Here is an 11686-nt window from a genome sequence, read left to right on the forward strand (position 1 = left end):
CAATTTCAGCTGGCTTCTGAGGTAAAGGCCTCGTTGCCGATCCGTGATAAAAGAATGACGGCCTGTGTACGACTATCAACGCCGAGCTTTTGCAGGACGGCAGAAACATGGGCCTTGACCGTTGCCTCTGATACATTCAGTTCATAGGCGATCTGCTTGTTGAGCAGACCTTCGGCAAGCATGGTCAACACGCGCGTCTGCTGAGGTGTGAGTGTTCTTATCTTGTTGATGAGCGCTTCGATTTCGGGGTCATGTGCTTGATCAAGATCGATATCGGATGGTGTCCAGATATCGCCTGCGATCACCGCGTGCACGGCCTCACCAATGGTTTCCATGCTCGCGGATTTCGAGATGAAGCCTGATGCACCAAGTTCGACCGCGTGCTTGATTGTTGCTGCGTCATCGGTGCCTGATACAATAATGATCGGCAATGCAGGTTGAAGTGCTTTCAACGTGACCAAGCCAGAAAGACCAGTCCCGCCAGGCATGGTCAGATCAAGCAAAAGCAAATCGATATCGTCGCGTTCTACAACGAGCTTTTTCGCTGCGTCGAAATCGCCGACTTCAAGGATTTTGGCTTCATCAGGAAGGCTCGACAGAACCTGCCGCAGCGCACCTCTGAATAGCGGGTGGTCGTCAGCGATAATGAATTGCATAAATCTTGCACGCCATTCTGAAAGTCCTCCCCATGCGCTGTACTTTATATGCAGCTCTTCCGTTTTATGCTGATTTTCGTTCCGGGCAACCAAAAATAGCGTTGCTTAGTTGGATTCATATGTCGCATTGCCGCCTTCTGGCCGCATTATGTGCTAATTTCAGTGATGAACGAGAGCCTTCCCAGCAAAGCGGGGAATGTTCTAGCGGGAATGAAAAGGCATTATATGACGCGCAATACGCTTTATCCGGAAATCCAGCCCTTCAAGGAAGAGATGCTGCAGGTTTCGTCATTGCACCGCATCCATGTCGAGCAATGCGGCAATCCTGATGGCAAGCCTGTTATCATGATCCACGGCGGGCCGGGCGGCGGCATCACGCCCGCCATGCGTCGCCTGCATGATCCCGAGAAATACCGCATCATCCTTTTTGACCAGCGCGGCTGCGGTCGCTCGACACCACATGCGGAGTTACGCGAGAACACCACCTGGGATCTCGTAGCCGATATGGAACATATTCGCGCGCATCTGGGTATTGAGAAGTGGCAGGTTTTCGGTGGCTCATGGGGCTCGACGCTGGGGCTTGCTTATGCGGAAACTCATCCAGAACGCGTGTCGGAAATCGTCTTGCGTGGCATTTTCATGGTGCGCCGGTTTGAAGTGGACTGGATGTATTCCAACGGTGCGAGCATCATTTTCCCCGATCACTTCGAGGCTTATCAGGAGCATATCCCTGAAGACGAACGCGGCGATATGATCGCGGCTTATTACAAGCGTCTGACTGACCGCGATCCGCAGGTGCAGCTTGCAGCCGCTCGTCTGTGGGCGCGATGGGAAGGTTCCGTTCTCTCGGTACAGCCCGATCCCGCTCGCGTTGAAGCTTTTGGAGAAGATCATCACGCCATCGCCTTTGCGCGTATCGAATGCCACTACTTCCAAAACGGTGGCTTCCTGGAAAGTGACGACCAGCTTCTGCGGAATGTTGAACGTATCCGGCAGATTCCGGGCGTGATCGTTCATGGCCGCTATGATATCTGCACGCCATTCATCAATGCATGGCAGCTCAAGAAGATGTGGCCGGAAGCCGACCTTAAAATCGTTGAAGACAGCGGTCACGCGGTGACCGAGCCCGGAATTACGCATGAGTTGATAGAAGCAACCAAGCGGTTTGCTGCTTAAGTTTGTTTTAGGAGGCGCATCTTTTGCGCCTCCGGCTCCAAAACATTAGCAAACTCAAAAAAAGACACTTCTAAACAGTGCATTTTGCATAGTTCACCTTTTCTTCGATTGTTTTAGCCTACAAACTAGCGAGTGAACATTTGTGATCATCCCTGATCGCATCGGTTCACAACGAGAAATTTATCTGGCGAACCTTATCCGCAGCAAAGACGGCCCGGTTTAAGTTCGTGTTCGAGAGGGATACAGGCTAATGTTGAAAGAATTCAGAGAATTTGCTCTCAAGGGCAATATGGTCGATCTGGCCATCGGTGTTATCATTGGCGGGGCTTTCGGTGGCCTCGTTAATTCCATTGTCAATGACATTATCATGCCGATCATCGGTTTGTTGACGGGTGGTATCGATTTCTCCAACATGTTTATTCAGCTTGCTGGCGATCCGAAAACCACGCTGGCTGCCGCCCGTGAAGCTGGTGCGACCATTGCTTACGGCAACTTCGTCACACTGCTCATCAATTTCCTGATCATTGCATGGGTTCTGTTCCTCGTCGTCAAGGGCATGAACAGGCTCAAGAAGAAGGAAGAAGCCAAGCCAGAAGCTCCTGCGGAGCCTCCACGCGAAGAAGTATTGCTGGGTGAGATCCGCGATCTTCTCGCCAAGCAGAGCAAAGCCTGATATTTCGCAGAATAATCAACAAAGAACGGAGCCTTCATGGCTCCGTTTTTTTGTGCGCGCCTTCCCAAGTTGAGAACCGGTTTAATCCATCAATGCGGTTGATCGGATTATCACAAAATGCCACGTGATTTCATGATTGCTCCTTGCTAAGCAAGTGCGAACAAAATCGAATTTTATGTGGGAACAAATGACGCTTATCGCCAATCTTCGCCGTGAAGCAGCCCAGTCACCTGAAAGCGGTATCGTTGCCGTTGCCAATCACGGTCGAGGCAAAGAAGGTCTGATTCCGTTGTGGGTTGGTGAGGGTGATCTTTCTACGCCGGATTTTATCCGCGATGCAGCCCAGAAGGGAATTGCCGATGGCGAAACCTTCTATACATGGCAGGCTGGTATTCCGGATCTGCGCGAGGCGCTTGCTCGCTACCATGCGCGCCATTTTCCGCAACCCTTCAAGCCAGATAATTTCTATGTCACAGGCTCGGGCATGCACGCCATTGAGATGGCGCTGAAGGCAACAACGGGTGCAGGTGAAGAAGCGATTTATCTTTCACCGGCCTGGCCCAATTTTGTTGGTGCAGCTGGCCTTGCGGGTGCGCTACCGGTGCCGGTCGAGCTTGAGTTTGGAGCCAATGGCTGGGTGCTCGATCCTGAGAAGATCGCCGCCGCCATCACCCCACGCACCCGTGCGATGTTCATCAACACGCCATCCAACCCGACCGGCTGGACCGCCGATATTGAAACGCTGCGGTACATTCTTAATCTAGCGCGCACAAAGGGCATCTGGATTATCGCCGACGAGATTTATGCCCATTTCTACTATGGCGGTGGGCGCGCACCATCTTTCATGGACATCATGGAGCCAGATGATCGCATTATTTTCGTCAATTCATTTTCCAAGAACTGGGCGATGACCGGCTGGCGCGTGGGCTGGATGACGGTGCATCCGTCGCTTGGTCCCGTTATAGAAAACATGATCCAGTATTCCAATTCCGGCGTGGCGCAGTTTATGCAGCGCGGCGCGGTGGCGGCCCTTGATCATGGCGATGATTTTATCGCAATGCAGGTCGAACGCGCACGTTCAACGCGGGATCGTCTTTGCGCAACCTTGCAGGAAACAGGCAAGGTACGCCTGACGCCGCCGCAGGGCGCATTCTATCTTTTCTTCGGTGTTGACGGCATCACGGATTCGGTCAAAGCGGCCATTGATATGGTCGATCACGCCAATGTCGGGCTTGCTCCGGGCAGTGCTTTTGGTGTTGGCGGCGAGGGCTATTTCCGTCTTTGTTTCTGCCGCGATCCAAAGCAGATCGATGAAGCCGCATCAAGACTGGTTCAATGGATCGATAAGATATGAATAAGTAGCGCACGACAGGTCATGATCGGACAAATCAACGCTGCTGCCACTTTTTGACAGCAGCGTTATGCGATAGATTTCGGACCATGTCCCGCTCAGAGCGCCTTTTTGAACTGTTACAGGCATTGCGCCGCCACCGCCGGCCGGTGAGTGGCAAAACGCTTGCCTCGGAAACCGGCGTTAGCATCCGCACCCTTTATCGGGATATTGCGAGCCTTCAGGCGCAGGGTGCGGAGATTGAAGGCGAACCGGGCGTTGGCTATGTTCTCAAACCCGGCTTTTTGTTGCCGCCGCTGATGTTTCGGCCTGATGAGATTGATGCGCTGGTCTTAGGTGCGCGCTGGGTGGCAGATCGAACCGACCACAGGCTGCGTGATGCCGCTAAAACGGCGCTTGCGCGCATCAGCGCGGTTTTACCCGATGAACTACGCGCAACACTTGATACATCTACCCTTTTGGTTGGCCCGAGCGCAAAGCTGCCAACGGATGGTATTGATACAGCAATTCTTCGCGAAGCGATCAGACATGAACGCAAGCTTTTGATCGACTACCGCGATGGCAGTGGCGAAATGACAAAGCGCGTCATCTGGCCTTTCGCGCTTTCATTTTTTGATGATGCACGGGTTCTTGTTAGCTGGTGCGAGTTGCGCGAGAGCTTTCGGCATTTCCGCACCGACCGCATTGCGGCAGTTGAAATGCAAGACTCGCGCTATCCAAGACGCCGCCAGACTTTGCTGCGTGAATGGCGTGAGGCAGAGGGAATTCGCCCACGCGAATTATGATGCTGCCATAAACTGGCAGTGTGTCGTTGTAGATTGCCGATGTTCACATTTTGACGGAGGTTATCTTCATGATAGACAAGAACAGCATTTTGCTTTTCATCACCGATACCGAAGAAAGCATTGGCTTTTACACGAAGCTGCTCGGACAAGAGCCGGTGGAAGCCAGCCCAACATTTGGCATGTTCATTCTGCCGTCTGGTCTTGGCCTTGGCCTTTGGAAAAAGACAGGCGTTGAACCCGCATCAACTGCTGCGGGCGGTGGTTGCGATGTGGGTTTCCATGTGCCGGAACACGCAATGGTCGATACAATTTATGATGACTGGAAAGCTAAAGGGGCTGACATACTCATGCCGCCGACTGATCTTGATTTTGGACGCAGTTTTGTTGCCGTCGATCCTGATGGGCATCGCCTTCGGGTCTATACGGTTGATAATTAACAAACAAAAAGGCCGGTTTAAACCGGCCTTTTCAATAGGTTATAAGCTGAACTGATCAGCCGCCTGCTTTGGAAACCATTAGCGGAATGATGCGGTCAGAATTTGCAGCCTTTGGTGCATCTGGTTCAGAGAACCGAATCCCCAGCGTGTTCCATACTTCCAGCAGCGCATCTTTCAGGCCGTCGATCAGCACATCGTCATGCAATGGCGATGGCGTGATGCGCAGACGCTCCGTGCCGCGTGGCACAGTCGGATAGTTGATCGGCTGAATATAGATGCCATGCACATCGAGCAGACGGTCGCTGGCTTTTTTGCAAAGCTCAGGATCACCGACCAGAATTGGCACAATATGCGTTTCCGACGGCATGACCGGGAAACCGGCTGCGGACAAAACATCCTTGGCGCGCTGCGCCTGACGCTGCTGGCCATCGCGCTCGACCTGCGAAACCTTCAGGTGACGGATCGCAGCGGTAGCGGAAGCGGCAACTGCTGGCGGCAGCGACGTCGTGAAGATGAAGCCCGGCGCATAGGAGCGAACGGCATCAATGATGGCGCGTGAACCGGTAATATAACCGCCCAGTGCCCCAAATGCCTTGGCAAGCGTGCCTTCGATAATATCCATGCGATGTGCAAGGCTATCGCGTTCGGTGATGCCACCGCCGCGCACGCCATACATGCCAACTGCATGAACTTCATCGATATAGGTCATGGCGTTATACTTGTCGGCCAGATCGGCAATCTTCTCGATCGGCGCAATGTCGCCATCCATCGAATAGACGGATTCAAACACGATCAGCTTGGCGCGGGAATGGTCCGCAGCTTTCAGAAGCTGTTCCAGATGCTCGACGTCATTGTGACGGAAAATCTTCTTTTCTGCACCCGAACGACGCACACCTTCGATCATCGAAGCGTGGTTCAGTTCGTCAGAAAGGATCAGGCAGTTTGGAAGCAAACGTGCAATGGTCGAAATCGAGGCTTCGTTGGACACAAAACCGGACGTGAAGACGAGGCCAGCTTCCTTACCATGCAGGTCAGCAAGTTCGGTTTCAAGTTCTACAAGTGGGTGATTGTTGCCCGAAATATTGCGGGTGCCGCCTGCGCCGGAACCGGTGGAGTTGGCGGTATCGCACATCGCCTGAATAACATCAGGATGGTGCCCCATACCCAGATAGTCGTTCGAGCACCAGACGGTGATCTCACGTGCAATGCCATTGTTGCGCCAGGTAGCTCGGGGGAAACGTCCAACAATGCGTTCAAGATCGGCAAAAACGCGGTAACGCTTCTCGGCGTGCAGCTGGTCGATCGCTTCTTCAAAAAACCGGCGATAGTCCATTATACGCTCCTTGTTAATGCTCTAGTACCGCTTTTGCGTGATTGCGTCCATGGCGCAATGGCGGGCAATTTGCCACGCTTTCGTGAAGCTGCATTGATCAAAATCAAATAAATAACCGGTTTTCAGCGCTTGAATAGAAAAAAGCTATCGCGTCATGAGACGGAAAATGAATTTGGGTGCCATATCTCTGCGGCGGACATAGACGCGCGGCATACCGAAAGGATCGTCGCCCGCCCGCGCTCGTGCATGCACGGTTGTTGTTGCAGTTTTAAAGCCGGCTTCGCGGCACATGTCGCGATGGATCTGGTGATTCCCACCATAGGGATAAGCGAAATTTGTCACTTCCGATCCAAGCATGTCTTCAAGCATGGCCTTGGATTGTACGATCTGTCGGCGAGCTTCTTCTTCTGGCGTTTTTTCCAGATTAACATGGTCGACCGTATGCGCGCCGACTTCATGACCCAAGGCCGCCCATTCGCGCATCTGTGTCACCGACATGCAGGGTGTCGAGGGAACACCCATGGCTTGATCCCAAATATTGCTGCCGCCAACCTGATTTGCGACGAAGTAATTGGTTGCGGTAAAGTTGAACTCCGCAAGAACCGGCAGGGCATTCTCATAATTATTGAGAAACCCGTCATCGAAGGTGATGACTGCAACCTTCCCGGTCTTCTCGCCCTTGATATAGGGCATGGCGTTTTGCAGCGAGAGGCCCTGATAACCGAGCCGCTTCAGCCATGCCATCTGGCTCCGAAACTTGTCCGGATGAACCCAAAGTCCGCGAAACGGGATCTTCTTGTGCGGCAGAGGTGCAATCTGGTGATAAAGAAGAACAGGGACCGCCATATGTCTCACTTCGATCTTGAGGAGAAGCCGCGCACACGCATCCGGTAGATAGGGCGCAAGATTTCCCTTTTTAGCTTATCGGAAAGGGATTTCTTGTGCTGAATGGTCGTGCCGCCAAGCTGCGCAGAAATTTCTTTCACGCCACCAGGAATGACTGCGAGTGGCTGTAAATCAGTAACCCAACGCATCTGGATTGTCGTGTCGACAGGACGATCAAATTGTTCTGTGATTGCAAGCAGCTTTTTAGCAGCATCGAAACTTACAAGCTGTGCGACCATGCCAAGCCCAATCGGGTTTGGAATGATGATACGCACCTGATTGTTACGGAAAACTTCGCGTCCATCCTCGCGGTCATCGCGGAATGTAAAGCGTACGAAACTGCCGGGCTCAAAATGATTGCTGACCGCATGGAAGGCAGCATTGAAAACATCAGTGAGTTCAATATCGTCTTCAATGACGAAGCCTGCGTCCAACTGTTGGTCGACGATGGCCTGCCATGCTTTGCGATGGGACAAGAAGCAGGCAATTTCGTTCTTGCTAAGCTCAAACGGATAGCGCGGCGCATGAAGTTTCGGTTTGTAGACGCGGCCTATCTCAGCGTCTGTGAGAGCGCGGCTATCAACAGCATCGATTACTTCCGTTTTTACCGGCAGTTCGTGAATGAGTTTTTCCACTTGCGGCTTGCGGTCAGTCGAGCGCGCCAAATGAATGATGAAAGCCTTGATGTTCATGTATAACCCGAGCGCGCAAAAAGTAATTTCAGCCGAAGCGACATTCTATATCTGTCATGCGCATGATTTTCGCAAGTCGCACTTATTAGAGCGCATCCCGAAAAGTGTGAAACGGCTTTCGGAAAAGATGTGCGTAAAAACAAATGATTAGAGCGCCGATCTGATCCAATCAGATCGAAACGCGCTCTAGCTTACTTTATGGAGACGCCCTGCGGCGATCTTTTCTGCAATCCATTTTCGTTCGGCATTCCAGTCATGGCGCTTCCAGCCTTCCCAGCTGAAACCGCAAATCTTGATATCCCACTCAGGCTGCGAGTATTTGCGTAAAGCCAGCCAGATGCCGAAAAATCCAGTGCTAGGGAAAACCTTTTTCATCTGATCGGCGCTGATACCTAGCTCGTCGCAAACAGCAAAATAGTCCTGCGATGGCATGATGCGGATTTTCTTGCCGGCCCGGCCGAAATAGTCAATCGCCTCACTGGTCCAGTCGGCGCGGCGCCCCTTGAGCCGTGACAGAATGTTTGGCTGGTGATGAAACCGTTTGATGATGCTCGGGTGGAAGGCAAACAACATTTCCGGGGTATTGCGAACAATTTCCGAATTGATGAAGGCTGGATCTTTGATCCACTGTTCCATCTGCTTGCTCGAGGTGGCGAGCATGAGCATGTCGGTTTTTGTACCACTCATTCCAAGAGAGACGCGAGGTTCATTGAAACGAAGGACGAGATCGGCAGCATCAATTTCAGCGGATAAATCACGGTCGAGAGGGCCATTGCCGACAATAAATATCGTTTTGTTCATACGTTAGGGAATCTTATCCTGTTAAACCAGACGAGTAGATTTAATTTAAACTGAAAGATTACAAGTTTTGAAGCGTTTTCTAGCCGATATGAAATCTGTTTTAACGATCACTTTTTCGCGCAAGACAACGAACTGCGTTACCTATGTACTCTTTTAAGGTGGCGGGTTTGGCATTGCAGCCATGCAGTTTATGCACTTCTCAAAACGATTAAAAAGGCCGAAGCTTCGTATCGGGAGGAAGGTAAAAAGCACAGCGCATCCCGAAAAGAGGTGTGCGGCACATAAGGGGATACCACCATGAGCAACCTTCGTACCCAGTTTTCCCGTTGGATGCAGTATCGCGAAAACCTGCGCGAACTCAACGGTTGCAGCGACCGCGAGCTTTATGATCTCGGCCTGTCACGCACGGATATACGCCGTGTCGCACGTGAGGCAGCCTTCGCCTGATCTCTCAGGCGAGACCTTCTCCGCGTCTTCAGGATTCAAACGTCACCTGGTCGCTTAAAGCGAATGTGGATGTTGTCGTCGGCAAGATCAAAGCCAGCATAGTTTCGCTGGAAGGCGATGAGTGCGTCGTTGACGCCTTTTGAATAATCGTCTTCCTGCACCTCAACGTGGTGCCGGTAAATGATCCTGTCGCCCTTATAGAATATAACCTGACCTTCCATGATGGCCTCCTCTTAAAGCCCTATGGGTGATGGGTGCTTTATAGAGCTCCCTTTAGCGTCGGTGTATTCAATTGAGATAGGCGCGCGGGAGTGGGTTTCAAGCCTTGTGATGGGTGTTTTCGTGCTTGCATAGCGTGAGCCAGGCTCGTGCGGCATGGGATAAAAACGCACCCTTTCGCCATATCAGGGCCATGTCCCAGTTCAGTTCCGCGCCTTTGATCTTATGGATGCGGACATCGGGGTGCTTGCGCTGTTCAACAATCATTTGTGGCAGAAAGCCAATACCCATACCGGCGGCTACCAGTTCCACGATAAAATCGATCTGGCTGGAACGCATGGCAATGTTCGGGGACAATCCGTGCTGATGGCATGCATCGAGAATAATATGATTAAGGGCGAAACCGCTTTCAAACAGAATGAAGGGTAGACTGGCAATGTCTTGCAAAGGGATGCCGCCATTGTCGGCGAAGGTGTGGCTGGCAGGAAGCAGTGCCACCACCGGCTCCCGACGCACCGCCTGCCATTCAAAATTGCTTTCGAGCGACAGAAGCGAAGCGGCAAGTTCGATATCGCCTGCAAGAAGCAATTCCTCCAGCCGCCTGCTACCATGCTCGACGAGCTGAATGTCGATATCCGGGTAAAGTTTGGTAAAGGTCGCAAAGACCGGGGCGAACAATACACTCGAACCGATGGGTGGCAATCCGAGGCGCAAAAGACCGCGCTTCAGCCCGCGCAACTCGCCAAGCTCAGTCAGCATGTCGTCCTTTTCCGTCAGCATGGCCAGTGCACGCCGATAGACGATTTCGCCAGCGCTTGTCAGACGGGGAGGGGTGGCTTCGCGGTCCAGCAGAATGATTTCGAGTTCGTCTTCGAGCTGCCGCACCGTCTTGCTGACGGTGGATTGTGTGGCATTGATGGTACGGGCTGCGGCGGAAAAGCCGCCTTGCCGTACCACTTCCACGAATGCCTGAAAGCCGCGTAAGTTCATAAGCTATTCTATAATGGAATAGCTGCAATGAAATCAATTCATTTCTGGAATATCGATTCCGCGCCTATAGTGTTTTCACAAATACCAGCATTGGAACACAATCATGAATGCCCATAACCTGATGATCCGCTTTCGCTATGCGCTGCACCACAGCCGCTTGATGCAGATTGCGACGCTGGTCGGCTTCTGGTTGGCCGGAGAAGCTTTTGTTCGCTTGAGCGGTCTGCCGCTGCCGGGTGGCATTGTTGGTATGGCGCTGGTTCTGGCGTTGCTTCTGAGTGGCCGTGTAAGCCTGTTCAGCATGAAGCGCGGTGCTGAATGGTTTCTTGCTGAAATGCTGCTGTTCTTTGTGCCTGCAGTTCTGGCAGTTCTGGAACATCAGGAATTGCTCGGTATGCTGGGTGTGAAGATTATGGCGGTCATTCTGGTTGGTACTCTGACCGTTATGACTGTGACAGCACTGACTGTAGACTTCTGCTATCGCCTGAGCGCTCGCTATGCCACTAAGTAACCCCTATGTGGCGACACTGTTCTGGTCGGCTGCCACGATCCTTCTCTATCTTGCTGCAAAGCGCGTTTATCGCCGCTTTCCCATGTGGTGGCTGACGCCGCTTGCGATCACACCACTGCTGCTGATGGCCTTGCTTATTGGCCTTAATGAAAACTACCGTGGCTATTTCAGTGCAACGCATTGGCTGGTCGCACTGCTTGGCCCCGCGACGGTAGCCTTTGCCATCCCCATCTATCAGCAGCGCGCAACTATTCGTCGTTACTGGCCGGTTCTGCTGGTTGGTGTTGTGGTTGGCAGTTCTTCTGCGATGCTTTCGGCCTGGGGGCTTGCGCATCTTCTTGGATTGAATGACGCTATAAGCCTCAGCCTGATGCCGCGCTCCATGAGTACGCCTTTCGCCATGACGGTTTCCGGCGATATTGGTGGCACGCCCGATTTGACAGCCATCTTCGTCGTGCTGACCGGTGTATTCGGTGCAGCACTTGGTGAGGTAATGCTCAACTGGTTGCCGCTTCGCTCGGCTCTCGCACGCGGCGCGCTGTTCGGTATGGGTGCGCATGGAGCCGGTGTTGCCAAGGCTCATCAGATCGGCAGCGAGGAAGGATCGATTGCCGGTCTCGTCATGGTTCTGGTTGGTTTGGTCAATGTTTTGGCCGCACCGTTCATTGCCCAGCTTCTCTGATGCGCTGATTTTTCAGCATATTTTGTTCAACGTGCTTATAATATAAGC

At 52.5% G+C, this 11686-nt stretch carries 15 protein-coding genes; 8 read left to right on the forward strand and 7 right to left on the reverse strand.

Translation table 11 applies throughout. The annotated features are described in order from the left end of the window. Positions 1-5 precede the first annotated feature (5 nt). Positions 6-656 (reverse strand): response regulator transcription factor, encoded by a 651-nt coding sequence (locus tag CEV33_RS16415; RefSeq protein ID WP_094541460.1) that lies wholly within the window; start codon positions 654-656, stop codon positions 6-8. Between the two features lie 225 nt (positions 657-881). Between CEV33_RS16415 and pip the strand changes: the two genes are divergently transcribed. From pip to CEV33_RS16440, 5 genes are all read left to right on the forward strand, one after another. Beyond that, entirely contained in the window at positions 882-1832 is a 951-nt protein-coding gene (gene pip, locus CEV33_RS16420; protein WP_094541461.1) for a prolyl aminopeptidase, read from the forward strand. A 250-nt stretch (positions 1833-2082) separates the two neighbouring features. Next, on the forward strand, positions 2083-2505 hold the full coding sequence (gene mscL, locus CEV33_RS16425) for a large conductance mechanosensitive channel protein MscL (protein WP_094541462.1): 423 nt from the start codon (positions 2083-2085) through the stop codon (positions 2503-2505). Between the two features lie 187 nt (positions 2506-2692). Continuing rightward, entirely contained in the window at positions 2693-3859 is a 1167-nt protein-coding gene (locus tag CEV33_RS16430; protein ID WP_094541463.1) for a pyridoxal phosphate-dependent aminotransferase, read from the forward strand. A gap of 86 nt (positions 3860-3945) precedes the next feature. Beyond that, a complete protein-coding gene (locus CEV33_RS16435; protein ID WP_094541464.1) occupies positions 3946-4641 on the forward strand; it encodes a helix-turn-helix transcriptional regulator in 696 nt (231 codons plus the stop codon). Between the two features lie 68 nt (positions 4642-4709). Continuing rightward, positions 4710-5078, forward strand: coding sequence for a VOC family protein (locus CEV33_RS16440; RefSeq protein ID WP_094541465.1), 369 nt, complete (start codon positions 4710-4712; stop codon positions 5076-5078). Between the two features lie 55 nt (positions 5079-5133). On the opposite strand, the gene hemA is transcribed toward CEV33_RS16440, so the two are convergent. The 4 genes from hemA to CEV33_RS16460 form a co-directional block, all read right to left on the reverse strand. Continuing rightward, positions 5134-6411 carry a 5-aminolevulinate synthase gene (hemA, locus tag CEV33_RS16445; RefSeq protein ID WP_094541466.1) on the reverse strand — a complete coding sequence of 426 codons (1278 nt, stop codon included), beginning with the start codon at positions 6409-6411 and terminating at the stop codon, positions 5134-5136. Between the two features lie 144 nt (positions 6412-6555). Next, positions 6556-7257: a polysaccharide deacetylase family protein gene (locus CEV33_RS16450; protein WP_094541467.1), complete on the reverse strand. Its 702-nt coding sequence runs from the start codon at positions 7255-7257 to the stop codon at positions 6556-6558. Positions 7258-7262: 5 nt separating this feature from the next. Further along, complete coding sequence (locus CEV33_RS16455) at positions 7263-7988, reverse strand: glycosyltransferase family 25 protein (RefSeq protein WP_094541468.1); 726 nt, start codon at positions 7986-7988, stop codon at positions 7263-7265. 186 nt (positions 7989-8174) lie between these two features. Continuing rightward, complete coding sequence (locus CEV33_RS16460) at positions 8175-8789, reverse strand: glycosyltransferase family 29 protein (RefSeq protein ID WP_094541469.1); 615 nt, start codon at positions 8787-8789, stop codon at positions 8175-8177. Between the two features lie 297 nt (positions 8790-9086). On the opposite strand from CEV33_RS16460, the gene CEV33_RS24015 reads away from it, so the two are divergent. Next, a complete protein-coding gene (locus tag CEV33_RS24015) occupies positions 9087-9236 on the forward strand; it encodes a DUF1127 domain-containing protein (protein ID WP_167388173.1) in 150 nt (49 codons plus the stop codon). Between the two features lie 35 nt (positions 9237-9271). Here CEV33_RS24015 and CEV33_RS16470 read toward each other — a convergent pair whose 3' ends face one another. Beyond that, positions 9272-9457, reverse strand: a complete 186-nt coding sequence (locus CEV33_RS16470) for a hypothetical protein (protein ID WP_094541470.1) — start codon at positions 9455-9457, stop codon at positions 9272-9274. A gap of 97 nt (positions 9458-9554) precedes the next feature. After that, positions 9555-10445, reverse strand: a complete 891-nt coding sequence (locus tag CEV33_RS16475; RefSeq protein ID WP_094541471.1) for a LysR family transcriptional regulator — start codon at positions 10443-10445, stop codon at positions 9555-9557. A gap of 103 nt (positions 10446-10548) precedes the next feature. Between CEV33_RS16475 and CEV33_RS16480 the strand changes: the two genes are divergently transcribed. Next, complete coding sequence (locus CEV33_RS16480) at positions 10549-10956, forward strand: CidA/LrgA family protein (protein ID WP_094541472.1); 408 nt, start codon at positions 10549-10551, stop codon at positions 10954-10956. Then, positions 10943-11638, forward strand: coding sequence for an LrgB family protein (locus tag CEV33_RS16485; protein ID WP_024897790.1), 696 nt, complete (start codon positions 10943-10945; stop codon positions 11636-11638). Before CEV33_RS16480 ends, CEV33_RS16485 begins: the two co-directional genes overlap by 14 nt. Positions 11639-11686: the final 48 nt, after the last annotated feature.

Origin of the sequence: Brucella grignonensis, assembly GCF_002252505.1 — a bacterium.
GTDB lineage: Bacteria > Pseudomonadota > Alphaproteobacteria > Rhizobiales > Rhizobiaceae > Brucella > Brucella grignonensis.